General features: G+C 40.7%; 25 protein-coding genes. 14 read left to right on the forward strand and 11 right to left on the reverse strand.

Going from position 1 to position 25,767, the window contains the following annotated elements; translation table 11 throughout:
* Positions 1 to 1,050: 1,050 nt before the first annotated feature.
* On the reverse strand, positions 1,051 to 2,070 hold the full coding sequence (gene mtbA / locus BP621_RS15050) for a methylcobamide:CoM methyltransferase MtbA (protein WP_292391388.1): 1,020 nt from the start codon (positions 2,068 to 2,070) through the stop codon (positions 1,051 to 1,053).
* A gap of 176 nt (positions 2,071 to 2,246) precedes the next feature.
* On the opposite strand from mtbA, the gene BP621_RS15055 reads away from it, so the two are divergent.
* The gene (locus BP621_RS15055) at positions 2,247 to 2,465 is read left to right on the forward strand and encodes a hypothetical protein (RefSeq protein ID WP_292391389.1); all 219 of its coding nucleotides are present in this window, start codon (positions 2,247 to 2,249) and stop codon (positions 2,463 to 2,465) included.
* An 85-nt stretch (positions 2,466 to 2,550) separates the two neighbouring features.
* On the opposite strand, the gene BP621_RS17275 is transcribed toward BP621_RS15055, so the two are convergent.
* The gene (locus tag BP621_RS17275) at positions 2,551 to 2,667 is read right to left on the reverse strand and encodes a hypothetical protein (protein ID WP_394339317.1); all 117 of its coding nucleotides are present in this window, start codon (positions 2,665 to 2,667) and stop codon (positions 2,551 to 2,553) included.
* Positions 2,668 to 3,189: 522 nt separating this feature from the next.
* On the opposite strand from BP621_RS17275, the gene BP621_RS15060 reads away from it, so the two are divergent.
* The 10 genes from BP621_RS15060 to BP621_RS15105 all read left to right on the forward strand — a co-directional run bounded on the left by BP621_RS15060 (position 3,190) and on the right by BP621_RS15105 (position 14,248).
* On the forward strand, positions 3,190 to 3,732 hold the full coding sequence (locus BP621_RS15060) for a class I SAM-dependent methyltransferase (protein ID WP_422656676.1): 543 nt from the start codon (positions 3,190 to 3,192) through the stop codon (positions 3,730 to 3,732).
* Between the two features lie 301 nt (positions 3,733 to 4,033).
* Positions 4,034 to 5,656 (forward strand): methylamine methyltransferase corrinoid protein reductive activase, encoded by a 1,623-nt coding sequence (locus BP621_RS15065; protein ID WP_292391392.1) that lies wholly within the window; start codon positions 4,034 to 4,036, stop codon positions 5,654 to 5,656.
* Between the two features lie 561 nt (positions 5,657 to 6,217).
* A complete protein-coding gene (gene pylS, locus BP621_RS15070; RefSeq protein ID WP_292391393.1) occupies positions 6,218 to 7,477 on the forward strand; it encodes a pyrrolysine--tRNA(Pyl) ligase in 1,260 nt (419 codons plus the stop codon).
* Positions 7,478 to 7,811: 334 nt separating this feature from the next.
* Positions 7,812 to 8,864, forward strand: a complete 1,053-nt coding sequence (gene pylB, locus BP621_RS15075; RefSeq protein ID WP_292391394.1) for a methylornithine synthase PylB — start codon at positions 7,812 to 7,814, stop codon at positions 8,862 to 8,864.
* A gap of 1 nt (position 8,865) precedes the next feature.
* Entirely contained in the window at positions 8,866 to 9,957 is a 1,092-nt protein-coding gene (pylC, locus tag BP621_RS15080) for a 3-methylornithine--L-lysine ligase PylC (protein WP_292391395.1), read from the forward strand.
* 81 nt (positions 9,958 to 10,038) lie between these two features.
* Positions 10,039 to 10,395, forward strand: coding sequence for a hypothetical protein (locus tag BP621_RS15085; protein ID WP_292391396.1), 357 nt, complete (start codon positions 10,039 to 10,041; stop codon positions 10,393 to 10,395).
* A 186-nt stretch (positions 10,396 to 10,581) separates the two neighbouring features.
* Positions 10,582 to 11,373, forward strand: coding sequence for a 3-methylornithyl-N6-L-lysine dehydrogenase PylD (gene pylD, locus BP621_RS15090; protein WP_292391397.1), 792 nt, complete (start codon positions 10,582 to 10,584; stop codon positions 11,371 to 11,373).
* 385 nt (positions 11,374 to 11,758) lie between these two features.
* Entirely contained in the window at positions 11,759 to 12,385 is a 627-nt protein-coding gene (locus tag BP621_RS15095; protein ID WP_292391399.1) for a TetR/AcrR family transcriptional regulator, read from the forward strand.
* A 128-nt stretch (positions 12,386 to 12,513) separates the two neighbouring features.
* Positions 12,514 to 13,311 carry a DUF1638 domain-containing protein gene (locus BP621_RS15100; RefSeq protein ID WP_292391401.1) on the forward strand — a complete coding sequence of 266 codons (798 nt, stop codon included), beginning with the start codon at positions 12,514 to 12,516 and terminating at the stop codon, positions 13,309 to 13,311.
* A gap of 37 nt (positions 13,312 to 13,348) precedes the next feature.
* Positions 13,349 to 14,248 carry a DUF1638 domain-containing protein gene (locus BP621_RS15105; protein ID WP_292391402.1) on the forward strand — a complete coding sequence of 300 codons (900 nt, stop codon included), beginning with the start codon at positions 13,349 to 13,351 and terminating at the stop codon, positions 14,246 to 14,248.
* An 85-nt stretch (positions 14,249 to 14,333) separates the two neighbouring features.
* On the opposite strand, the gene BP621_RS15110 is transcribed toward BP621_RS15105, so the two are convergent.
* The 5 genes from BP621_RS15110 to BP621_RS15130 all read right to left on the reverse strand — a co-directional run bounded on the left by BP621_RS15110 (position 14,334) and on the right by BP621_RS15130 (position 17,966).
* Positions 14,334 to 15,053, reverse strand: coding sequence for a prenyltransferase/squalene oxidase repeat-containing protein (locus BP621_RS15110; protein ID WP_292391403.1), 720 nt, complete (start codon positions 15,051 to 15,053; stop codon positions 14,334 to 14,336).
* 153 nt (positions 15,054 to 15,206) lie between these two features.
* Entirely contained in the window at positions 15,207 to 15,698 is a 492-nt protein-coding gene (locus BP621_RS15115; RefSeq protein WP_292391404.1) for a ferritin, read from the reverse strand.
* Between the two features lie 180 nt (positions 15,699 to 15,878).
* On the reverse strand, positions 15,879 to 16,421 hold the full coding sequence (locus tag BP621_RS15120; protein WP_292391405.1) for a universal stress protein: 543 nt from the start codon (positions 16,419 to 16,421) through the stop codon (positions 15,879 to 15,881).
* Between the two features lie 375 nt (positions 16,422 to 16,796).
* Complete coding sequence (locus BP621_RS15125) at positions 16,797 to 17,249, reverse strand: universal stress protein (RefSeq protein ID WP_292391406.1); 453 nt, start codon at positions 17,247 to 17,249, stop codon at positions 16,797 to 16,799.
* Between the two features lie 135 nt (positions 17,250 to 17,384).
* Positions 17,385 to 17,966 carry a universal stress protein gene (locus tag BP621_RS15130; RefSeq protein ID WP_292391407.1) on the reverse strand — a complete coding sequence of 194 codons (582 nt, stop codon included), beginning with the start codon at positions 17,964 to 17,966 and terminating at the stop codon, positions 17,385 to 17,387.
* Positions 17,967 to 18,193: 227 nt separating this feature from the next.
* On the opposite strand from BP621_RS15130, the gene BP621_RS15135 reads away from it, so the two are divergent.
* Positions 18,194 to 19,177 carry a DUF7490 domain-containing protein gene (locus BP621_RS15135; RefSeq protein ID WP_292391409.1) on the forward strand — a complete coding sequence of 328 codons (984 nt, stop codon included), beginning with the start codon at positions 18,194 to 18,196 and terminating at the stop codon, positions 19,175 to 19,177.
* The gene (locus tag BP621_RS15140; protein ID WP_292391410.1) at positions 19,174 to 19,431 is read left to right on the forward strand and encodes a hypothetical protein; all 258 of its coding nucleotides are present in this window, start codon (positions 19,174 to 19,176) and stop codon (positions 19,429 to 19,431) included. The genes BP621_RS15135 and BP621_RS15140 overlap by 4 nt, the downstream gene beginning before the upstream one ends.
* Before the next feature lie 89 nt (positions 19,432 to 19,520).
* On the opposite strand, the gene BP621_RS15145 is transcribed toward BP621_RS15140, so the two are convergent.
* Both BP621_RS15145 and BP621_RS15150 read right to left on the reverse strand, forming a co-directional pair.
* Positions 19,521 to 20,180, reverse strand: coding sequence for a TfuA-related McrA-glycine thioamidation protein (locus tag BP621_RS15145; protein WP_394339318.1), 660 nt, complete (start codon positions 20,178 to 20,180; stop codon positions 19,521 to 19,523).
* A complete protein-coding gene (locus tag BP621_RS15150) occupies positions 20,177 to 21,451 on the reverse strand; it encodes a YcaO-related McrA-glycine thioamidation protein (RefSeq protein WP_292391413.1) in 1,275 nt (424 codons plus the stop codon). The genes BP621_RS15145 and BP621_RS15150 overlap by 4 nt, the downstream gene beginning before the upstream one ends.
* A 289-nt stretch (positions 21,452 to 21,740) precedes the next feature.
* Here BP621_RS15150 and BP621_RS15155 point away from each other — a divergent pair, with 289 nt between their 5' ends.
* Positions 21,741 to 22,019, forward strand: coding sequence for a YgaP family membrane protein (locus BP621_RS15155; protein WP_292391414.1), 279 nt, complete (start codon positions 21,741 to 21,743; stop codon positions 22,017 to 22,019).
* A 104-nt stretch (positions 22,020 to 22,123) separates the two neighbouring features.
* Here the strand turns inward: BP621_RS15155 and BP621_RS15160 are convergent, their stop codons facing one another.
* Both BP621_RS15160 and BP621_RS15165 read right to left on the reverse strand, forming a co-directional pair.
* Entirely contained in the window at positions 22,124 to 22,921 is a 798-nt protein-coding gene (locus BP621_RS15160; protein WP_292391416.1) for an AIM24 family protein, read from the reverse strand.
* Positions 22,922 to 24,010: 1,089 nt separating this feature from the next.
* A complete protein-coding gene (locus BP621_RS15165; protein ID WP_292391418.1) occupies positions 24,011 to 25,630 on the reverse strand; it encodes a PQQ-binding-like beta-propeller repeat protein in 1,620 nt (539 codons plus the stop codon).
* Between the last annotated feature and the right edge of the window lie 137 nt (positions 25,631 to 25,767).

The following is a 25,767-nucleotide window of genomic DNA, read 5'->3' on the forward strand; positions in this document are numbered from 1 at the left end:
CGCGTAACTTATCAAAGATTTCTTGGTTTGCCATTTTTGTAAACCTCCACTGAGATTCGCAGTTTTGCGCAGTGTCGTTGGGTGGTACAATGTCTCCTGAGACATTTTCTCGCAAGGCTTTATGATTAAACACAAACCTAAGCTCCGCTAGCTAGAAAAAGAACATTTGCATGGGGTTCTCATTTTAGATTCAGATCCCTGCTGCCTTCTATTTTTCAGCCATTAGGCGCGAGGAAATGCCTTTACGAATGCGAATTGTCTACAATCGAAATTATTCACTGCCATTTGCCATTTTACCCGAATAGGTCCGGGTCTTTTGTGAATAATTTCCTTTCTCGTGACATTGTTACCGGGAATTTACTTGCCGGAAACTGCAAATTTATTTCCCAGTCAAATTAGCTTTATATCCCAAATTTTCCAACAGTATACCTGTTGGAACTGCCTGGGATTGTTCTGAATATTCAGACTTAATCCCTAAATAAAGATTAAAATTATACTATATAAACGAATACTATATTTGTTATAATCTAAAATCGTAAAAATTTTAAATAGAGGTTATTTGGAATTTCTAATGCCGTAATTAAGGTTTTTTCCCACTATTTTTCTCTTAAAATTCAAGATATATATATGAAAGCAAAAAATATAAATACTAGAATTTTGAGCCACTGCAATCTCTTTTATATATACAATCTACAACTTCAAAACCGCGTGCCGCAAATCTCTTTTATAACGATCTTTAATAATATTGGGCATGAAAGCAAAAAGTATAAATATGTGAATTTTGAGCTACTGCAATCTCTTTTATATATCCAATCTTCTCCCTCAAAACTCTATGCTTCAACTCCTTTTAAAACAGATATTTTAATTAAAATTTTGAGATTAGCAGGCAGAATATTCAATTTCTCCTGAAATGCAGGTAGACGGACAAAAATAAGCCTGGGACAAATCGTTTTCTTAATAATTCTTTAAAAATAAAGCCGGCTTTAAGACCGGCTATCTGTTTTCCTTAACGCAGTACACTCTCAGTGTCTGATATGTTCAGTAATATCTTCAGTACTTGTGGCCTTTTGCGCAGCTAATCATTTTCTGAAGGTTGGCAGTAGGAGTCATGCTGACAATTCCACAGCCAGCTGTGAGCAGCCCGACGTCTGCGTCAAGTGCTTTCTTTGAGGCTTCTGCGATATTCTCAGGAGTTCCGTTCCAGAGCACGGCTACAGGGTCAAGGTTTCCAACCATAATTGCATTTTTCACACTACCAATTGCGGTCTTTATGTCTACCCTCTGGTCTACACTTATCCCATTTACGCCGGTCTTGTCCATAATTCCAAGGCCGTTAGTTGTATTTCCACAAATGTGAAGAACTGTCGCCACGTCGAGTTCCTTCATCGCATCAGCAATTTTCTTCTGGTAAGGAAGGGCATACTTCTCGTAGAACTCTCCACCAATAAGCTCATAGCTTGCTGTCGGGTCAATGATGGCTATGGTATCTGCACCGTTTTCAACCATTGCTTGTGCATATGCTACGTTGAAATCCGAGCAGAAATCCAGAAGTGAGGGGACAATCTCTTCTCCTGTGAAAAGGTTTCCAAACCAGGCGTCTCCGTTAATATGCTGGGCGAGAGAGAAAGGACCTATCATGGATCCTATAATCGGAAGCTCTTTTCCATACTTTTCGGAGAGGATCTTGACGGCTTCAAGGACTACTGCAATTCTGCCTTCTTTCAGGTTATAATTCCTTATTTTATCCAGATCTTCCAGGTTCTTAACACTGGGTTTAATTACTGATGGCTGCTGCTTCAGGTCGCCGGCCTTTATTCCGCAGCCAAAAAATTCGGCTTCAGCTGTAATGTCAAAGGGAACTCTTACAGCCTCAAAACCTACTACAGTGTGTGCCGCTTCCGCGAGAGTCGCCATTTTCTCTGCGTCGGCATGGGCTTCTGGCCAGTAGGCCCCACAAGCCTCCATTTGTTCGACAGTTGCAGTCTGAGTGAAACAGACAGCTGGCATCCTGTCCACCTGCTGTTTCCTTAATGCACGGTACAATCTTTCTTTTGGGGTATATTCTGCCATTTATAATCCCTCTCTTATTTTTATAGGTGCATAGGATTCTTAAAAATACATACTATTTAATAAATATGTATTTATATCCTTTAATTAAAAATTATGTTATAAAAACTTATCAATTGAACAGCCGGAATAAGCTGAAAAATCCTTAAAAACAAGTAAATTTGTTTTATTCACACGCGGTGGACGAAAAACTTAAAATAGCCGGGGGATTTGCGGCGTTGACAATTGTTAGAAACTATATTATTAAAAACTATAAAAATTTGCACAGATTTATACGGATTGTGGCCTGGAAGTTAGGAACACAAATAGGAGCATTTTTATTGTTCCTGAAGTTTGACAGGTCTTGTGCTGAAAGTTCTGTAAATTCGAAATTGCTCTATACTTTAGCTTCACCATAAAAAGGATTTATCATTTTTACTAATACATAGGTTTAAACCTATGCATGGAAAAAAAAGAGTTAGTCTTGTTTTTATAACAACTTGATTATTTTCTAAGTACTTTAACACAGATTCCTTCAACATGTCTACTCTGACCGCGTGTGCCTACAAATTGTCCTTCTGACATCCATTGAGTATCTCCCGTGTCTTGCAGATGTGCCATGTATTCAATGCTTAAATCTTTCAAAGAAGGGAATTCAAGTTATATCCTGTGGAGGATGGAAAGAAAGTTGAAACTCTTCTAAGCGTCGAGATTGACCACACGTCCCTACAAATTATCCTTCATGGAAGAATTGATCTCCGATACTTTCCAAATGAACTATTATATCTATCGGGAGTGACTTTTTCAACATTTGGTTTTCTGAAACTGAACTCTTTAAACTTGCACTCATTTCGATTTCTCCATTTGTTTATTCAAAAATACCTAATTTTCTTGTAAAAATGCTTGTAAATCTACATGTGTAATGTTTGCATACAGTTATGACCTGTGCAAAATACCATACGCTATATTCTTTTCACCATGGGTATAAATTGAGGTAGTTGGAATATCAAAGAACTGAAGTAATCGGCTGTATTAAAGGAAGGAACCAATATGAGCCAGCATCCTCAATGGTATTATGATGAATTCAAACAAATCGGCGTAGATTACGCAGATTTAGAAGAAGTACAGGCTTATGATCTACGTATGCAAAAATTGAGAAACGTTGAAAGTGAATTCAATAGTATTCGAGAACTTATCAAAATTCAGGGCACAGATTTAATTCTTGAAATCGGAACGGGAACAGGGGAACTGGCACTCANNNNGAAGGCTGAAAGCCAGAAAAAAACAAATATAGAATTTTATAATGCCGGGTTTTTAACATATGAGAACTACGATGAACCTTTTGATGTTATTGTCACTCAACTAGCTTTACATCACCTTCCAGACTACTGGAAAATGATTGCTCTGAGAAGAATCTACGGGATGTTGAAGGAAGACGGAAAATTCTACTTGCGTGATGTTGTTTTCTCTTCACTGATTTTGGATTATGACAGCTACTTTAATAAAATTATAGATGACCTTAGGAAATCTGCAGGGGACAAACTTGCTGAAGAGACAGAAATCCACATAAGGGAAGAATTTTCAACACTGGATTGGATTATGGAGGGGCTTCTAAAAAACGCTGGGTTTTGTATTGAATCTGTTAAATGTGATGGGTTTACAGTAGGTTATCTTTGTAAAAAATAATATGCTTGAAGAGAACAGATTTGAAAAATAACTGATTTAAAGAATAACAGTAGCTTGATAGCAAGTTATTAACACTTTATAGCGAGCAATTAACAATAGTTTATATAGTAATTAATAATAGTTTATATAATCCTTAATTATAACTATATAATTAATAAATTCTAAAATTATTATAGTCTTATCCCTATTACGGTCAAATTAGGAATTCTAAAATTAAAATCATCATATCCCATCCTCTTATGGGGCAGTCCATGCTGCCGGACGCCTCAAAAACATTATACGCTCCTGGAGGACCTGAAAAATGTATGGAATAGCACTTGATCTGGGTACCAGCGGTTTTAGAGCCCAGCTTATTGATCTTGAAACGAAGGAAACCTTAAAGACAGTTATAACCATGGGTCATCCTCTTCCCGGGGGAAATGTCATGGATCACCTGGACTTTGCAATCACAACAGGTGAAGATGTGGCTCATGCGGTAATTCTCGAGACCATTAGGAGAATGTTCCTGCGGTTCGATGTTGACCTTTCCAGGGTGGGACGACTGGCAGTCTGTGGAAACCCTATCCAGCTTTCCCTTTTCCAGAATTCTGAAATAAGAGACTTGGCCTATGCAGGAGAAAATAAGCAGAAAATGCTTGGAGTCCAGAATGTAAAAAGAGACGCCAGGGTGTTTCCTGCGTCGGAGATTTTCGGGGAAAAATACCTGCATAACTGTGAAATTCTCGTGCCCCCTGCAATCAAGCACGAGATTGGAGCCGATGCCCTGGCTATGATGCTTGAAACCGATTTCCTTATCCAACCCGAACCCTCACTTGTCACAGATTACGGGACAAACGCCGAAATGGCTCTGAAAATCGGGGATAGAATTATCACTGCAAGCGCGGCAGCAGGGCCTGCAATTGAAGGTCAAGGTATAAGTTCAGGCATGCTCGCAAGCCCGGGCGCGATCTGTGATGTAAAACCGGAAGGACAGTACTGGAGAATTATGGTTCTTGACAGGGAAATGGAAAAACAGAATGCTTACCTTATCGATCCGGTTACGGGGGAGATAAAGGAGTCCTATGGATGCGAGGCTGTTGGGATCACAGGCACAGGAGTTATTTCGGCTTTTGCCCTTGCACTGAGAAGCGGGCTGATTGAGAAATCTCCTGAACTTCCGAACGGAAAGCTGATTCTGGGCCCTGGAATTGAGATCACTGAGACGGATGTGGAAGAAGCCGGAAAAGCTATTGGGGCAATTCGGGCTGCCCATATGACCCTGATCGTCGAATCGGGAATCAAATACGAAGACCTGGAATACGCGTATATGTCAGGAGCCTCCGGAGCCTATGTGGACGCTGAAGATGCCCGCAGGCTCGGAGCCGCGCCGGGGTATGCAAAAAAAATTGTCCAGTTCGGAAATACCTCGCTTGCGCTTGCCCGGAAACTTGTACTGGAAAAATCAAGGCTTGATGACGTAATTGCGATTGCAAAGAAAATTACTGCCGACCACCTTATGATGGCAACCAGCGAGACTTTCAATAATTTCTACCTCTGCGAGCTTTCCTATTGGACCCAGGGCATGCCCCTTGAGACATACGACCAGATGCTTGAGCTCTACGGCCTACCTCCTCTCCCGAAAATTCTTGAGCGCATAAGCATCGAAAAGCGAGTCCGCAAAGACATAGAAGAGGTCGGGTCAGGCGGGCTTTCCATCCTCAAAGAAATAGGAATAATCCTCGAAGTCCCGGTGGAAAAGTGTGTCTACTGCAAAAAATGCGTAAAAGAATGCCCGGAAACCGCTCTTGAAATCGTAGAAACCGATGGCCAAAGAATCGCAAAATACGACAGCCAGAAATGCCTTGGAACAAGCTGCCGCCGCTGTGTCGGCATCTGCCCCGAAAACGCCATCGATATAACGAAACTGAAAGTCACAGCGAAATAACCTATAGTGGGAACTGGATTCCCACCTCATTTTCTCACTTTTATCAGCCTTCTTGAGCGAAGCGAAAAGGGCTTCGTGCTCCCGAAGCGAAATTCGGGCGAGACGGGACTCGGGCAATAAATTTATAAATAAGAACCTATTTTTCTTAGATTTTCACCAACAAATATATATATTAAATAATATTATTTTATATTACTAATTAAGATTACCACACAGGAAGCAAAACGCTTTGTTCAATCTATTTTGCCTAGGAGGAAACCTGATCATGTAGATCGAATGGACTCTAAATCCGTTCAGCCGGGTTAGATTCCCGGGGTTTCCGCCATATTTCTGAATCCCGGAATGGCAATACAATAACATTCATAACATTCCACAGAAATTTTTTTATAAGAGCTGGAGACTTTTTTTCCAGACTATATAGTTTCTGTTGTGTGGATCGCTTCTATTTTCCGGGTAGCTGTCAGCAAATTGCTGGCTCCGTGCTTATATTCAGTAAGCTGGGATTCTGAAATACTATTTCTTGGAAATCATCCGGGCTTTTAATACACCAGAGGTGACACCATGGACAAAAAACCATTAGATGTTTTAATATCTGCAACCGGGCTCTGGATGTCCAGGACTGGTACGCTCCACAAAATCAAGCACCACGAGGTCTCAAGAAGGAAAATATATATTGAAATGGCGTGCGGAGACCATCTTGTTGTGAACAATTCCAGGAGCTGTAGAACAGCCAGAGCATTCAGGCATCACAAATACAGGAAAACCTGCAAATACTGTAAGGTTTCGGACGAGGATATCACTAATTTCCTTACAAAATCGACCGAGAGCAAAACCAGTGTAAAAGTTAAGGTAGTTTCTACTCCAAAGGTCAAAAAAGCCATGCCGAAATCAGTTTCAAGGGCTCCAAAACCTCTGGAAAGTCCTGTGCCTGCACAGGCATCAACGAGCGCATCCGGGTCTGTACCCTTACCTGCAAAAGAAGTTCCAAATTCGTCTGTTCCTGCATCAGCATCTGCTCCTGCACTTACACGAAGCCAGCTTGATAGGGTTGAGGCTCTCTTAAGTCCAATGGATAAATCTTCTCTAAATTTGGGGAAGTCTTTCAGTGAACTTGAGTCCGAACTGGTGACAAAAAGAAAAGACGATTTTCAACAGCTCTATGCCAATGACAGGGAAGACTATCTCGGAAAACTCGAACGTGATATCACGAAATTTTTCGTGGACCGGGGTTTTCTGGAGATCAAGTCTCCTATCGTTATTCCGGCAGAATATGTGGAGAGAATGGGTATTAACAGCGATACTGAACTTTCAAAACAGGTCTTTAGAATAGATAAAAACCTCTGCTTGAGACCAATGCTTGCTCCAACTCTTTACAACTATCTGCGAAAACTCGATAGGATTTTGCCAGATCCGATAAAGATTTTTGAAATCGGACCCTGTTACCGGAAGGAGTCTGACGGCAAAGAGCACCTGGAAGAGTTTACCATGGTGAATTTCTGTCAGATGGGTTCAGGCTGTACCCGGGAAAATCTAGAAGCCCTTATCAAAGAGTTTCTGGACTATCTGGAAATCGACTTCGAAATCGTAGGAGATTCCTGTATGGTCTATGGGGATACCCTTGATGTAATGCATGGGGATCTGGAGCTTTCGTCGGCAGTCGTCGGGCCAGTTCCTCTTGACCGGGAATGGGGCATTGACAAACCCTGGATCGGCGCAGGCTTCGGGCTTGAGCGCTTGCTCAAGGTTATGCACGGCTTCAAAAACATTAAGAGGACATCACGATCCGAATCTTACTATAATGGAATTTCTACCAGCCTGTAAGCTGGAAAACCCTTTTTAAGTGACTTGGAGCAGCTAAAAACAGATTAGAGATATTAAAATATCACAGCGAATGGCAAAAACTGAATTGCAGTATTGAATGGTAACGTCGAATAGCAAAAATAGAATTGCAATATTGAATGGCAACATCGAATGGCAACATCGAATGGCAGTATCAATGGCAACGTCGAATGGCAAAAATAGAATGGCAATATTGAATCAAAAAACGGGATGGTAAAAACTCAATATGACAAAATAGGCTAAACGGCGAGATTGAATTGGCAATCGGCCTCGGTAGGGCCGGTAAATATCTGAAAATCTCTGAGAGGGTGAAATTTTGATCCAAAAAATGGCACTTGGTGAATTTGATAGTTTAGGGGAAAAGATCATTGCAGGGTATCAATTATCTGACGACGACCTGAGGTTTCTTCTCTCCCTTGAATCCGAAGAAGATCTGGAAAGACTTTATTCTGCAGCGCGAAAAGTAAGAGATTATTATTTTGGCAACAGGGTATTTCTTAATTGTTTCATCTATTTCTCCACTTACTGTAAAAATCAATGCTCCTTTTGCTACTATAATTGTGGAAATGAGATCAACCGCTATCGTCTGACTACAGAAGAAATAAAAGAAACCTGCAAAACCCTGAAAGGAGCAGGATTTCATATGGTTGACCTGACCATGGGAGAAGATCCCTATTATTATGAAGATCCGAACCGGTTCGTTGAGCTTGTCCGGATAGTAAAAGAGGAACTTGGGCTTCCCATAATGATTTCTCCAGGCTTGATGAACAACGCTACCCTTCTCAAAGCCAGGGAAAAAGGAGCAAATTTCCTTGCCCTTTACCAGGAAACATATGACACTGAACTCTACAGGAAACTCAGAGTTGGGCAGTCGTTCGATGGGCGTGTCAATGCACGCCGTTTTGCTAAAAAGCAGGGATACTGTGTAGAAGATGGAATCCTCACAGGCGTTGGAAACGATATCGAATCTACTATTCTGTCTTTAAGGGGAATGAGCACAAACGATCCTGATATGGTCAGAGTTATGACCTTCCTGCCCCAGGAAGGGACCCCGCTTGAAGGTTTCAGGGATAAATCAAATCTCTCCGAACTGAAAATAATCTCGGTTCTCAGGTTAATGTTTCCTAAACGTCTCATCCCCGCCTCCCTTGACCTTGAAGGCATTGACGGCATGGTTCACCGCTTAAACGCAGGGGCAAACATTGTTACTTCTATCCTTCCTCCCGATTCCCAACTGGAAGGTGTTGCAAACTATGACCGTGGCCTTAAAGAACGGGACAGGGACATAAAAAGTGTGATCCAAAGACTTGAAACCATGGGTATGAAACCTGCCAGGCAGGCTGACTTTGAGGCAGTCCTGGGGTGCTAGCTTGAAAACGATCTGTCTTGTGGGCGGGAAACTCCAGGGCTTCGAAGCTGCATATCTATCTAAAAAAGCCGGAATGAAAGTAGTTCTGGTAGATAAAGATCCGCAGGCCCTCATCCGTAATTACGCGGATGAATTTCACTGTTTTGATGTAATAAATGAACCTGAAAAGCTTCTTGAACTCTCAAGAAGTGTTGATGCTCTGCTTCCTGTAAACGAAAACCTCGCCTGCATTGAGTTTCTGAGTTCCATAAAAGAAAAACTCTCTTGCCCGGTACTTTTCGATTTTGAAGCTTATCGGATAAGCAGGGATAAGAAAAGATCAAAAGATTATTTTAAGTCCATAGGAGTCCCGACTCCGCAGGACAGGCCTTCAGAACCACCTTATTTTGTAAAACCCCCCTGCGAAAGCAGCAGTGTGGGAGCCAGGATCATCTACGATAACGAAGAGCTTGAAGCCCTTGAGCCTGACATGCTGGTTGAGGAATATGTGGAAGGCGAAGTTGTTTCTCTCGAAGTTGTAGGGGATGGCAGTAATTTTGCCGTGGTAAAAGAGACCCTGGTTCATATAGACGAAACTTATGACTGTCACATGGTAACTCCACTTCCTACTAATCCTTCTTTCAGGCAGATATCATATGCTCTTGCAGCAAATCTTTCCTTGAAAGGGATTATGGATGTGGAAGCAATTTCCAGCCCAAAAGGGCTCAGGGTAATCGAAATCGATGCCCGTTTTCCAAGCCAGACCCCGACAGCCGTTTACTATTCTTCGGGGATCAACCTGATAGAACTCCTTTTCTACGCCTTTACTGACGGTATTGAGGAAATCAAGGCTTTTCCTGAAAACAAATATTGCATTTATGAACATCTTATGCTTGGAGAAAATGGAATTCTTGTTCCTGTGGGAGAACAGGTACTTTCCATGGGCAGCGATTACGGGAAATTCTATGAGGAACCCGGCATTGAGATTTTTCTTTGCAAAGGAGAAAACCCGGTATTTACCCTGATTTTCTGGGGCAAGGACAAGGAAGAAGCTGAAGCAAAAAAATGCAAAGGACTTTCGGTTCTCAAGGAGCGTTTTGGAGCGGTTGTATAAAGGAATAAATAAGAGAGCCGGAAAAGGAGTTAAAAAGGATTAAAGAAACTCGAATTACCTAAAACAGGAAATGGAGATAATATGACACTCTTAACTCCAGATGATTTGACAAATACCAACAATCAGCTTCATGAAGCTGATTCTGCTGTCAGAAGTGTAACGGGGCCTGACATAAAAGGAATCTGCGAAAAATACTGCATTTACGAGCACTTCATGCTCGGAAAAAACGGGATTCTTGTTCCTGTGGGAGGACAGGTTCTTTCCAAGGGTAGTGACTGCGAAAAATTTTATGAAGAACCCGGCATTGAGATTTTACTTTACAGAGGAGATGACCCGGTATTTACCCTGATTTCCTGGGGTAAGGATAAGGAAGAAGCTGAGGCAAAAAAATGTAAAGGACTTTCGGTTCTCAAGGAGCATGTCGAAGCGGTTGAGTGAAGGAATAAATTCGAGGACTAGAAAGGAAATTGAAAAGGATTGAAGAAACTCAGATTTAAAGAAACTCAGATTTAAAGAATCTGAGTTTTAAAAGAGATTAAAATTCATAGAACTTAAATTTAAAAAAATTGAGATTCAAAAAACCCAGATTCAAGAATCCAAGGTTTAAATTTCCCAAAACAGGAAATGGCGATAAAAATGGCACTTTTAACCCCACATGACTTGATAAATATTAATAAGCAACTTCAGGAAGCCGACTCTGCTGTACAAAGAGTAACAGGGCTTGACATAAAAGGCATCTGTAAAGCTCTCTACAGTACTTCTCCGGGCTCTGAAAAAGTAGGCATCGTGCCTGTAACTTCAGGAAACGGGATAATAGGAAACTTTTCGTCTTCCCTACATGCAATTACGCAGTATTTTGGATTTGATAGCTTTGTTACGGATATGCCGGATGTTAGCGGCTATTACGAAGCTGTGCGTAATGGAGCTGAAATCATCCTTATGGCAGACGACCATACTTTCCTTGCGCATAACCTCAAAAACGGAAAAATAGCCAACAATCAACCCTGCACAGGTATGATCTATGCTGAGATAGCTTCGAGATACCTGAAAGCCGATTCAAAGGACGTACTTGTTGTGGGGCTCGGAAAAGTAGGTTTTCCCGGAGCAGCGCATTTAGTGCACAAAGGCTTCAGGGTTTACGGATATGATCCTGACGAAACCCTCCTTAAGAAAACCGTTTCAAACCTCGGGATTATTTCTTTTGACCCTGAAAATCCGAGAAAGTTTTCCATTATTTTCGAGGCGACCCCATGTGCAAATACGATTCCTGAAGTCGTACTTTCGGAAAATTGCGTGCTTTCCACCCCGGGAATTCCCTGCGCAATCTCTGACGAACTTCGGAAAAAATACCATGTGCAGCTTGTAGCTGAGCCCCTGGGAATAGGAACGGTATCAATGCTGTATTCTGTACTCTAACTCTCAAATGACGCTTCGAGAGGGCGGCTCAACTTGTACTTCGAGAGCATGCTGCCCTTTTTACTCCCAGAGTTCCATCTCGGTAGGACGGAGCTCTTATCGCTCTGCCCAAGATTTAATTTCGTGATTAATTACTTTAACCAATGCTTACTTATATATAAGTAAGTACTCTATGGTAACAGGTTGAAAGTGAAAATCCCAGCAATTTTAATATCCTTGAGCGAAATTTGAAGCTCTTTTTGGATCTGTAAAAACACATTAATGAAGGGATTATTTAATTGAATAAAAGTAGTTTAGCATAAAGTATCAAATATATCTCTAGTTAATATATTTAAAAACAAACGACAGACTCCTTCTTTCAACAAATTAAGGAATCAAGTTATATATGAATGAGCACTATTCAATTAACTCATTAATGAGTACAAGTGTTGTTATGAAGGATATAAACCAGACTAACCAACAAATACTCTATTACGCAAGGAATTTTTTGCAATGTAGAGGTTATAATGGATTTAGTTACAAAGATATTTCTCAGAAACTGGGAATAAAAAATGCAGCAATTCATAACTATTATCCCAAAAAAGAAGATTTAGTTGCAGCTTTGCTCGAAGACAGCAGAAAGAATTTAGCTGCAAATATTGCTCAAATAGTGGAATCTGGGGGCTCAGCCCGTGACCAGCTTGAATACTACTTTGATTACGCATTGAAGGAGTTTGATGAAGGCAAAAGTATCTGCCCTCCAGGCTCGGTAATTCTCGATTTTGAAGAACTTCCAGAGAAAGTTAAAAAGCAAAATCTGCTGCTGTTGGATGATATCTTGACCTGGATTTCCAGAGTTCTTAAAATAGGTCTGGAACAAGGGGAGTTTAATTTCTCTGGTTCTGTAGAAGAACGTGCAGAATTAGTAGTTGAAGCCTTAATGGGTGCCAGACAATTATCTAGTATTAAAGGAAGAAAAACGCTTGTTAGATCCATTTTTCTAATTAAATCCGACCTTGGGTGGAAGGACTGATTTTTTTCCTGGCCGCTACTTACTTATATGTAAGTAAGTATATTCTATTACTACGATCAATCTATTGCTTAATCAATCTATTGCTAAAAAATTAGGTTTTCTGGCATAACTTCTGAGGAGAGACTTCAATGCCCACTATGAGTATTATTTCATGCAAGATAATGCAGGATGAAATCATTTGGATTCTTGAAAAAGACTCTTCCATTGATGAGATCATTGTAGTTGACAATGGAAATATCCGGGAATTCGTAGAAAAATTGGATAAAGTAAACCTTCAGTATAGAATGCTTTCTCTAGAAGAGATTTCTTCGCTTTCCGAAATCAAAAGTGAATGTAAGAAATATACGGTTCTAATCCATCTGATGGAACTGGGCCTTCATAGAAGTCCTAAAGAGTTGAAAATTAAGGTATATGAGACCATAAGGACTCTTACTCCTTTCTCGTCGGGGATTTTGCTCTTTTATGGTTTATGTGGGAACGTACTGGGAGATGTTGAAAAAGATTTTGAACGTAGCTCTATCTCATGTCCAGTTCATATTCTTAAGGATAAAGATCACAGAATTGTAGATGACTGTATAGGGGCTACTGTGGGAGGAGTCAAGAACTATCTAAGGATACTTAAAAGTGTTAGTGATGCCGGAACATACCTCTTTACTCCCATGTACAGCAAGGGTTGGAAGGAATTACTTGACCTGAATAAGCTAAATAAAGACCCTGCCAAAGCATTGAAATTAATGAAAAAGACCCACGAAATAATTGGTTACAAAAGAGTTGCTAAGATTAATACTGGCCTTAAATACACTGAAAATTTCGATGCTTCTATTAGGGAATTTGCAGATTTGTTTGATTTCGAAATTTTGGAATTCGATGATGGTAATCAGGAAATTTTTAAAGATTGCTATGACGAACTCAAAATGGAGATTTAGGAAAAATTAAAATGTTGAAAAAATTTTGTATTTGTAAATGAATGGTGAGCAGATGCCGCCTGTACTTAGCATAATTGCCTGCGAAATGCTTGAAGACGAACTGGCATATGTCCTCTCAGAAGACCATGACTTAAATCAATTGATTGTAGTTGAAAACAGGCAAAGTTTCAGGTTTGTTCGAAAGCTTAAATCCAGAAATTGCCAGTCCAGACTTTTTCCTTTGGACAGTATACCTACTTTTTTAAAAGAGACAAATAATTCTGTATCTGTGAACCCTCTAAAATTTTTATTGAAATTTCCGTTTTTTAAGAAAACACCTCATAACATACTAGAAAAGAATAAAGAAAAAAACAAAGAAAAGACTATTGTAGTTGTAAATATTCTGAAGCTTGGTCTGCATGCAGATTGTCAACTCTTAAGGTCTGAAATCTACCAGAATATTAGAAAAATGGCGGCTTTTTCAGATGGTATTCTCATTTTTTATGGAAACTGTGGGCACTCTCTAAGGAACACCGAAGAGGACTTTAAAGATCTCCCTTGCTCTCTTTATTTTCTCAAAGATAAAAAAGGAGAGATTGTGGATGATTGTATCAGTGTAGCTCTTGGGGGCAACGATAATTATGCCGAAGTTATGCAGAGTGGGAACGGTACAGGTATGATATACCTGACTCCTATGTGGGCCTCCAGTTGGAAACAAATGAGAACGGAATCTAACGACACTTCTGACTTCAATGAAAACTTCTTGAGAAAGCATTACCGGAAGGTTGTCAAAATCAGTAATGAAATTTCTATAGGAAGCGAGTTTGATAATAACGTCTTAAATTATGCCCGGACTTTCAATATGAGTATTGCTGAAATGGAAGGCAGTATGGAAATAGCAAGTAAGTCCTATCTAAATGCCAAAAACGATGTTTGCAAAAAAGCAGTATCAAATTAAAAAACAGTTGTGTGGGTGCGCTGAAAATAAAAGAAGGAAAAATAAAATAACGAAGGCAAAATAACGAAGACAAACTTTCCTCTTTTCAAGTCTTCTTATAAAGCCCCAATGTACTCAGTGTCAGTGCAGTAGCGTTTATATCGTCATCCTTATTTCCCCAGCCTCCACTTTCGCGGATATTTTCAAGGAGCCAGTGGACTGAATCTTCAACCTCATCTTTAAAGCCTGCAAGAAGTAGGGCCTGAATTGCCAAGTTGCTTGTGGAAATATGTTTCCAGCTGCCGTCTGGCCCTTTTTTTGAAAGGATCCATCTGGCTTTTTCCTGGATAAAAGTTTCAAAGGTTTTGGTCTTTGCCAGATTATCCTGCTTTTTGAGAGCTGTAATTATAAGGGATGTTGTGCCAACCTGTTCCCAGGCAGGGCAATAGTTCTCGGATAGCCAGCTGCATCCGCCTTTGTCTTGAGTTCCCATATCTGCAAGAGCTGCAAGGGCATAGGCTGTATCATAAACGTCCCTGTTCCAGGAATTTTCACTTTTTCTGGCAAGCAGCCATCTTGCTGAAGCCATGAATACAATTCCTTCTGTTGAAAGGGCTGAGCAGGCCCTTGCAGTGTCCCTGATTGAAGAGTTCCAGGAACCATCGTTTTCCTGTTCAACAATCAGGCGGGTTATGTAAGGGTTCGGAAGTGCCCAGTGGGCATGTGCGGATAAGGTACTTGAAAGTTCCTTTACGGACTGAATTTGCTGGGCAGAGAGCCATTCAAAACTTTTTTTCACAATATCGAATTCCAGGTTGCTTGACATTTTATTGTGCTTTTTAGGCTTCATATATTAATACCTGACCGAACACCTTACTGAAAGGTTGTCTTCTTCTGTAACGTCTTTTTTAACGGCTTCCATGATGTCTTTTTAACAGCTTTTCCCTAAATCGGTTTTTTTTCATTTTTCTTGGACAGGTTAAGGAAGCCTTTTTGCCAGCTCTTGATCAACTGAGGGAATTACATATTCATTCTTATCGACACCTCTCAGTTTGGCAATTATTTCGTTGTCGTTTTCTTCCTCTTCTACCTGCTCTTCAACATACCACTGCAGAAAAGAAGCTGTAGCTTCGTCTTTTTCAGCATTGGCAAGCTCTACCAGTTCATTAATTGAGCGGGTGATAAATTGTTCATGCTTCAGAGTCTGCTGAAACATTTCCATAGCTGTCCCGAACTCCAGAGGTGGCTCTTTGATCTCCTTAAGCTTTACTCTCCCACCCTGATTGTTTATGTAATCAAAGAGCTTCATCGCATGAATATTTTCTTCTTCAACCTGGATTCTAAACCAGTGGGCAAAGCCCGGAAGCCCAACTGACGAACTGTACGCTGACATAGCAAGGTACAGATAAGACGAGTACATTTCTTTATTGATTTGCTCATTCAGTGCTTCTTCCATCTTTTCACTTAGCATTGATTTTCCCTCCCATTCCTGAGTATATCCTGAAGATTCTTTCTACAATTTTTCTTTTTGGAGTCATATCCACACATAGCCTTTTCTTTTTGGTCAAGCTTTTTTTCAAAAAGGTTGTTTGAAAAAGATTGTCTCAAAAAGGTTGCCTTACACAACTGTCTTGATTTTGGATTCCGGCTTTCACTGCATCTCTTCAGATGCGATATTAGCTGAGACTTTTTTATCTTCTTGACCACAACGGACAAAACTTTCAGGTTTAAACCTCTCACGTACGACAAGTACCGGGATTTTTGAGTTCCTCACGACTTTTTCGGATACGCTTCCAAGCATGAAACGTTCAGCCCCGCTTTTTCCAGTAGAGCCTATGACAATCATGTCAACTTTCTGATTCTCTGAAAAATCCAGGATTTTTTCAGCCGTATTTCCTTTAAGCAATATGGGTGTAGCTTCTACTCCGACAGCTTTTGCATTTCCTTCTACGCAGCAGATTGCATCACGGCCAACTCTCTCAAACTGCTCATAGGCATTTTTTACCCACGATTCATCCATCAGAACTGAATCAAAAAAACTTATATCGATGACGTATACGGCATAGACCTTTGCCCCACTGCACCTAGCAATTTCTATCCCAAAATCCACTACGCTTTCAGCGGCTTTTGAGCCGTCAGTAGCGATTAAAATTCGTCTTTGTGGTTTGGGTCTAAGTTCACTGCTCCCCTCCATACTTACTCCCCTCCATACTTACTCCCCTCCATACTTACTCTCTTCTATACTTACTCTCTTCTATACTTACTCCCCTCAGATTCTGGCCCTACTATTGAGCCAATACCAAAATTGAGTTAATACTAGTGCTTCGATTCCAAAATAGATTCCTTATTTCCTGAAAAAATCCGTGATCTTTGGATCTATTAAAGAATCAAGTTTTATGAACCTATTTCGGAATCGCAATACTAGAATCAATCTTATTATTAACCGATTTTTATTTTTATAACTGCTCTGATAATCGGAAACTTGACTAATTACTCAAAAAATAAGCTCCAAAGTAAAAGTTTCGAATTTTGGTATTAGCTCGCTAAATACTCTGGATTTCCGTACTTTTCACGATCTTTTTCCGTGCACGACAAGTACCGGAACCTTTGCATTCCTGACGACTTTTTCGGATACGCTTCCAAGAAGGAAGCGTTCAACATCGGTTTTACCTAGCGAGCCAACCACAATCATATCAACGGCATTTTTTTCTGCAAAATCGAGGATCTTTTCAGCCGGATGCCCTTCAAGGATTACGAACTCCACTTCAACCCCTGCTGCTTTTGCGGCCTCTTCAACTGTAGCGGTTATCTCAAGTCCGAAAGTCTTAAACTTTTCTTCCATTAACCTGATCCATTTCGGATCTTCTCTTCCTGAAATATATATGCTTTTATCAGTAACATGCAAAGCATATGCTTTCCCATTGCTTAGCCTTGCTATCTCCATTCCGGCGTCTATTGCCTGCACACTATTCTGCGAACCGTCAGTAGCAATCAGGATATTTTTGTAAATATCTCTCTCCATGTCCTTTTACTCCCCATCTGCCCAGCTTTAAGCTGATTCTTTAATTTAGCGACCCGGCTCTAAAACAAATTGTTTCTAAAAAGGATCAAGTTGTCTCATTTATTTGCTCAGGATCAGATTATGGATGTAACTGGATTATACCTGTATCAACTTTTTCTCTTTCTTATGCCTTTCTCGGACAACCAGCACCGGAATTTTTGCATGCCTTATGATTTTTTCAGATACGCTTCCAACTAAAACGCGCTCGTATCCGCTTTTTCCAAGCGACCCTACTATAATCATATCGATATTATTGTCTTCTGCGAAGTTCAAAATCTTTTCAGCCGGATGTCCTTTAAGTACTCTAGATTCAACTTCCGCTCCTGCAGCTTTTCCAATCTTCTCTATATATGAGGTTGCTTCATATCCTGCTCTCTCAAATTCGTCAAGCGTCTCTTTTGACCATATTTCGTCCAGTGGAATTGAGCGATAAGGCGACGTATCGATCACGTAAACAGCATAGATTTTTGCACCACTACACCCGATCATTTCAATCCCAAAATCTGCGGCTTCATTTGCGGTCTCTGAACCATCGGTAGCAATCAGTATGCGTCTTCGTGCTCTAGATTTCATATCAATATTTTCTTCCATATTCCTCCTAATGTTCTCGATTTGTATTTCTGGATTATATTTCTGGATTTTACTTCTGGATTCTATTCCAGTATTTCGGCTTTTCATCCTTTTTACAGTTTTGAAATTTTTCCAGTAACAGAGCTACAGATCACAATTGGAATCTTTCAAGCTTACGGTCTATGCTCTGACCACCTCATATTACTCCCTATTTGAATATTGATGTATTCATATTAATAATTTTCATCCAATTATTTTCCAAAGAAATTGAGGTGTGTCTACGAAGGCAAAAAGTATATACTTTAAAATATAATTATTAAAGAGGAGGGCAGAGTTTGAGAAAATTGGGAACCAGGTCGGCTCAAGTCTTATTTTTGGAAAGTTTTTTCTTAATATTCTTCATTATTGCTTTCACCTTCGGAAGTGGCTGTGTCAAGAGTTTTGAAGAAGATAGCTACTACAATGTTAAGGATATGGACATCTCAGCAGAACGTACAGGAGCGGCTTTCATAGACCTGAACGTCACAACATATATCGAAAAAACTCAGGGCGACAGTGCGAAGAATACCTCGCTCCTCCTTAAAGCCTATAGCCAGGAAAGTGGGCTGCTTGAAATACAAAAGAAGATAGAACTTGGAGTGCTAAAGAAAGGTGATACGAAATCAGTGAGTCAGATTCTAACCCTTCCGAAAACCGGAGGATACGATCTCCAGAGTGTTATTTTTGAGGAAAATATGCAGAAAGGCAATGGCGAAATCAAGGTTTACAATCTGGATGCTCTGCCTGCTGATGTACAGGAAACAGGGCTTGGAATTCCCGAAATGGATTTCAGGGTGAAAAAAGTGGAAGGCGGGAAAGTCCTTGTTGAAAATGATATCTATCTGACAAATGAAGGCAGGGAAACCAGCAAGGATTTTCGTATGCTCGTTAAGGTCCGCGAAATGGATGCCGGACTCCTTGCGGATAAAGTCTGGACACACACAGGAGAAATTAGACCCGAAGCCACAGCTATCCAGACTGTCAATCTGACAATGCCTGACCAGTACAATTACATTGTCGAAGTTCTGATCTGGAACAATGACACAATAGTCGAGCGTGGAGAAGGTTATATTCAGCTCAGCCCCATAATTGAGGTCAAAGACAGAAATACTACTCAGGCTCGGGAAATCCAGACAAGTAAATTCGAAAATGCGGTGGAACCCGAAATGGTTCCTGAGGAGGAATCTACGGCTAAAAAAGAAAGTTCGCCAGGGTTCAGTCTATCTTTATCTGCAGTCCTGCTATGTTCGGCAGCAATTCTCAGGAGGCGTTTTTTGTGAGTGAAACCTTAGACATGAGACCAGAGCCAAAAGCGGAAAAAGTGTCAGACCTGCGGGAGAATTTCAAAAAAGGAATCTTCTTTATTTCAATGCTGCTTCTGCTTGTAGCCACTTTCCAGCTCTATTTCTCCATAGAGCAGGTAATTGAAATCTGGTTTGAGTATCAATATATACCAATTTTCAGGGCTGTTTACAACTTCCTTGTCTTGATTGCAAGTCTGTACATCATCAGGCTTTACATTGTAAGGCGCTGAAAAAAACGCCGGAAAAAGAAAACGCTGAAAAAAGTCTGAAAATTAGAAACTGCTGATCGGGAGAGGTCTGAAAAGAGAAGTTTGAAGTTTCAAGCTTCTTCGATCAGCTTTTTTACGGTTTCAAGCACAAGGACTGCATCTTCCCTTTTTACGTCAACCTCATTGCCTATACAAAAATCCAGAACGGATTTTTTCTTCTCTTCCGGGATCAGTCCTCTTTTAGCCCCTTCTTTTACAAGCCCGAAATAGCTCCGGTCAGGGTAATAGGTGTCAATTGCAAGCTTCAGGAGACCTTCATGCTCTTCTTCGCTCACAAGTCCTGAGGCGAATGCAGCTTCCAGCGTTTCCCTTATATTGACAAGGGGCACGGAAATAGGTTCGAAAGTATCAGGATTTGTGCTTACTGCGACTTCATCGTCGGATTCAATTACACCATCCCTGTACCATTCGTAAACCTTTCCTACTCCTATCATCCCGTGGGTATCCAGTTCCGAAGCTCGGAGAGCTCCCATGCTGGCGCCTCCTACTACCTTTACGCCTGCATCAAGAGCAGATAGAATCTCTCTGTGCCCTACAGCAGCCCTGTCAAAAAAGATCCCGTCTATTATTCCTATGACCTTATACCCTTTCTGGACGAATTTTTCAAGCTGGAACCTGCGTACAGGAGGCTGGTAATTTGCCTTGAGGATTTTTCTTGCGTCCTCATGGCTGATGCTGTTGCCTGTAAAGATTACCGCCCTTGCTTTCATCGTCTCTTCCACGGCTTCTCATTTTTGTTTCTGGAGAATTCTTTCTTCCTTTGGGACCCGATTCTTTTTCCTTTCCGGTCCCTGTCAATAGTGAAAAGTTCAAATCCGGGAATTATTACTCGGACAACTGGCACTTTAACTTCTTCTCTTGAGAGGTCTACTACCAGAACCCTTTCGGCAAGACCCTTAAGTTTTTCGAATATCACATCGATATTTTCTGCAGGGCTTTTCCTGGACAGGTCCTGTACTTCTGAAAGGGAAATTTTTTCTCCTTCTTCGAACCAGAATCGGTTCAAACGTTTCATGCGGTCATATCCCACACTTCGGATAAAACCTTCTCTATCCGTATCTTCTCTGGCTCCCTGGATCTGGACTACTCGTGACTGGGCAGCTTCGGTTATAGCTCTCGCAACCGCAATTTCGGGTTTCAGGTGGGAACCTGCCCCCATGACAAGAAGTGCCGGATCTTTGAGTTTTAAGTCGTCAGTTGCCGCAATTACTGTCGGAATGCCGGTATCGCTCGGAACCAGCCAGACTTTGAGTTCTATTCCTGCATCTTTGAATTTGCTGGCAAGCTCGTACAGGTACCCATCTTCTTCAGTCAGCACGATTTCTTTCCCGAGATTGCGGGAAAACTGTGCTATGCTGATTGCGTCCCTTTCTATAACCTCGAGCATCCCGTGGAGAATAGCTTCCTCAATCACGTTTCCGGACGCCAGCCCATTGGTATTGCTCAGGAAAAGTTTCTGGCACTGTCCAGGCGAGTCGTAGGGATGGTAAACCGAATTGGAGCTTACAAACACTTCTTCTTTGTTCATCAAATCGTATGCTCCAACCCATTCGAGCAAAGATTGGGGAAGATAAGGCTGGGGCAGAAGCAGCGTTGCCGGGTCGAGCACTGTACAGCTTTCTGTGGCTCTGATATAGGATTCCACAAGAACCGGGGCGGAAATCTCACCTTTAATATTTGCGTTCAGGCTAGGCCTTTCTGCCAGGCAGCGCTCAAAGCTCTCCATTATCGCCGAAATCCGGGCCCTCTGCTCGGTCGAGCCCTTGCCTGAGTAAATACTGATCGCTCCCTTCGCGGCACTGGGGCGGATTGCCGAGAAAATAGGGATTCCAAGCCTGTCAAGGTTTGTAATATCTGCAATTCGGGTAACGCCTATCTTTTTTATCTCGTTTTTAGTGTTTTCCAGGGTTGTGGCTTCGTCATATACTCTCTGTGTGCCTTCGAGATATGAGATCGATCTGTCAAGTTTTATTTCAGGCATAATTAGAAACCTTCCATCTCTTGTTATATATTTTGTGATTTTTCGGGTATCAACCTTTTCGGGGGTTTACATAATTTCTCTTCAGACTTTTTGGGCATATAATCATAATAAAAGCACATTGCAAAGATACTGCAAATCTAACACAAATCTAACACAAATATATTGTAAGTATAGTACGAACATACTGCGAACATCTGTGAACATAACACTAAGGGAATACAAACAGAATAATACTATATATTGAAGGACCTATAAGTATGTAAGAGGGCTTATAAGGGGTTTTTGTCCGATGAATCTCAAAAAACTGTTTCTGGAAGAAAATGTAGGAGGCTTTGATCTCCTGTTCCGAACCATATATGGAGTACTTGCAACTCTTGCACTGTCAACAGGCCTTGTAAAAAGATCTCACTGGAAGTGGATTGTTGCGGCAATAGCTTTTATGGGACTCGTTAGCTCAATCCTGAGACACTGCACTCCTTATGCCATTCTCGGGATAAATACCACAAAGAAAAAGAAAACTCCTGTGCAGGAAATTTATTTTAATAGACAATACTTCAGGAGATATTAATTCTCCAATCTTTTTTTGATGAATTCACCTTTAAGTTTTTATCTTCTCCTATTTTTGAGCCATTCTTAATCTCTCAGGATCCCGTAAGTACAAGATAATTAAAATCAGCCTTCATTACTGTCTCCAATACGATTTGCAGTAGATGAATAGTTAGACTGTACAAGTGTTTTATACACGGACTGCGTGGGAGCCATCCAGACTTTTCCAGTGCCTTCATAGGTATGGAGGGCTCCTTCTCCACTGGTCAGATTTCCAACCAATTTCTTTGCAGATCTCTCAACCGTAAATTTGATAGAAGATGATCTTAGGAATACGAAGTTTCCATCGACTTTCAGTCTTTCATTATTGAGCTCATATTTCAAAACCTCACTTAGAGGCACTGGGATTGCAAGAACACATAGGCCCTTTCCACTGAGTTTGGTCTGAAACCAGCCTTCTCCTCCAAATAACCCTGATGATAGGTTCTTCTGGGACGAAACTTCTACACTGACTCCGCTTTCACAGCAGTAGAAAATTCCCTTATCTACAATAATCGGATCATTATCCAGTTCCATCAATATAAAATGGCCGAAACTTGGCTCAAGGAAAATCTCTCCAGTACCTGAATAAGTAGGAGTGAAGGCAGCTTCCTCGGTCAGTGAATTCTTAATTAATTTCTTCGCAAGTCCTCCAACTCCTCCTATCTGGCACTCTACACAAATATTCCCTTTGTGAAAGTAAAGAGCTCCCGGTTCGGTAGTTATCGAGCTGTTTTGAAGAGTAATTTTTACCTGCTTGAGGCTCATTCCTACTTTCTCAAGATTATACAGATCTTTTGCAAGGCGAGCGTCCCTAAGCCCTCGCAGATTTTTATATTGAAGGATCTCAATTTTTATCCCGTCTCTCTCAATGCATTCTAGCACATTGATATTATCATAAAAATTTTGTTCTATTATGAGCTCACTACCTTTCAATTGATTTGAAGATAATTTGTGATTCTATGCTTAAATCAGAGAAGATTTACAGGAACTAATGCTTCGATTCCAGAATAAATTCCCTATTTAGTGAGAAGTCAAGTTTTGTGAACATACTTCGGAACCGTAATAATACTGTAAACGCTGTAAATTTAAAGTACACCTTTTTATACTGTATTATGTTCCTTTCTATATAGAATTATCTAAAAAATTAAGTTTTAAGCCAACTAATTTTTTAGAATTTTATCCGATATTTGTCTTTTACTTGGCGTTTGTTTTTCTTTATAACTTGCCTATAATCTGTAAAGATCTTTGTTTTAAAACTCTATGGAAAAGGCTAGAGTAAGCCTATTTTTCAAATACTACGGTGTAACTAATTTCAGCCACGTTGATTATATATAAGTTCGATAATATTTTATTAATACTAAAAGCATATGTGAAGATGACAAAAAATGAACAACAAAAAAGACTGCGAAGTCAGATGTACAAAATGTAAAAGGTGGTTCAGCTCACAACTTCTTCAGTTTGAAGATGAAGAGTCATTTCTGCACTCTGTAATGTATAAAAATACAGAGTTATGCCCTTACTGCAACACAATGGTTACCCATGACAAAGAAATCATGAGATTCGTAGAAAAAGATAGTACTGGTAAAGTCATCAAAGAAACGAGATACTTATATGATTTTTAATGTAACATCTAAATTATCTTCTAATTTTGCAAAGATTCTCTTAAATATAATTTATGTAACTGTTCAGAGTATGGTTAGCGGCTCTAAATTATGCTAATTTTTAAAGAATACATGTTAAACTTATGTCAACTTGGAATAAATTTCCTGATATATTTTTACTTCTCCATTTTCAGCCTCTTGAAGCTGATTTAATTGTTTATTCAAAGCTATGATTTCTTTTTCAGGAGATTTTTAATTATTGCCGAGAAAAATAAAATTAAGTTAAAATTATTCTTGGTTTAATACTTCTTTCTTAATATACAAAGAACGTTGAGCGGCTCATTTTCTGCCGCTCAAGTTGTATATTCATTTATTCTTCTGGAAGCTCGAAGGCAACAATATAACCTCCTGAGTTGGCTACTTCCGCAATATTTCCTGTGGGAACCAGTAGTATACCATTTCCTATAGATGGTCCGCCTATACCAATCGGAGCTCCGACATTGAATTTCCATAGTTCTTTTCCAGTTTCGGCATCATACGCCCTGAGAATTCCCGATGTTATTAGTGATGTTTCAGTTGGGGCTCCATAGTCGCCAAAGGGGTAGGTTACACCCGTTACTTCATTTCCTACAGCCGTGATGGTACCTGAGAATACCACTCCATTGGTGACTAGAGGAGACACCCAGGTTGGTAAATCCGTTTTATGATTCCACTTGACCTCTCCGGTCTTCAGGTCAAGGGCAGTGATAGAGCCATTTCCTATGCCATTTGTCATGGAATCAAATGCAGGCTCAACATGACCTTCCCCAGGCCTGCTGAAGAAGTTCATTCCCTGATTGGTTACAGCCACATAGACAGTATTCTCGTCAAAGGCTGAATATGCCATGACTCCCCCGCTTGGACTTGGCCAGACCGCCCCGCTACCGTTTGGCATGGCTGGAACGTCTGTGCGGTAAAGATAAGCCACATTTGTCCACCAGATCGGCTTTCCTGTGGATGAATCCATTGCCATGATATCTCCTCTCTTATTGTGGCCAATGACTATCTTTTCGGGGCCCTTGCTAGAGTTAATAGTAGCCAGATTGGTTCCCCAACAAGTATCCCAGTCATGGGTATCGGGAATAGTGGTATTTATCACTGTACCTGCTGCTACGAAGGGCGTAGCCCAGAGAATCTTCCCAGTAGTAATGTTAACGGCAATTACATTGTTTGAATATAGATTCTCACCAGGTCTGCTGGATGCGTCGAAGTCAGGTGCTGGGTTGCCACAGGGCAGATAGACTATTCCTTTTTGAGTATCTATTGCTCCACCCGACCATACTGTGGCACCGCCATTAGTACTGGCATTCTTTCCTTTAACCCAGTCACCTGCTGTGGTGTTGATCTGCCATACTATTTTGCCTGTTTTTTTATTGAGGGCGGTTACTGTCCCCTTTGTAGCAGGAGCACCTTGGAGAACTACATCTCCAAATGCGGACCCAAGAATTATGCAATCTTTCCATACAAGCGGAGGTGAGGTAAGAACGAATGATCCTCCTAGAGGTTGCAAAGCAGACGATTCCCAGATCTTTCTGCCGTTCTCGGCATTCAGGGCTATTACAGTCCCGTTAGGTCCAGTTGGAGCATAAATTACTTCATTGTCGTAGGCTATGCCATGTGACTGCGAAGGAGATTTTACCTCTGGGTCATACTTCCACTTGTTCAGGCCAGTGTTAATATCGAAAGCAATTACCTGGTACTTATTATTCTGAACGTATCCAGTCTTTCCTATAATCAAAGGCGAATCCTCAATTACAGATCCTGTGTTGAGAATCCACTTGACTTCTAGCTGATTTACATTATCTTTTCCTATCTGTGTCTGATTACTATGTCTAGACATGGAATCATCATAGTTAACCATAGTCCAGTTCTGGCCCACCGCAATAGCTGAGCAGGCTGTCATAATTACGAAAACTGACGCTAAAATTAGCGACACATGTTGTTTCACCATACCTCCCCCTCTAAAAAATCACCATGTTAGGAATTTAATGAGCCTAACTTATACCAGAGAAACCTCATTTTGTAAGGATTTTTATCCCCTATCTTAATGTCAGACATGTCCTATTCCGACAATTCACATCTTCTATA

The organism is Methanosarcina sp. UBA5 (genome assembly GCF_002505485.1).
GTDB lineage: Archaea > Halobacteriota > Methanosarcinia > Methanosarcinales > Methanosarcinaceae > Methanosarcina.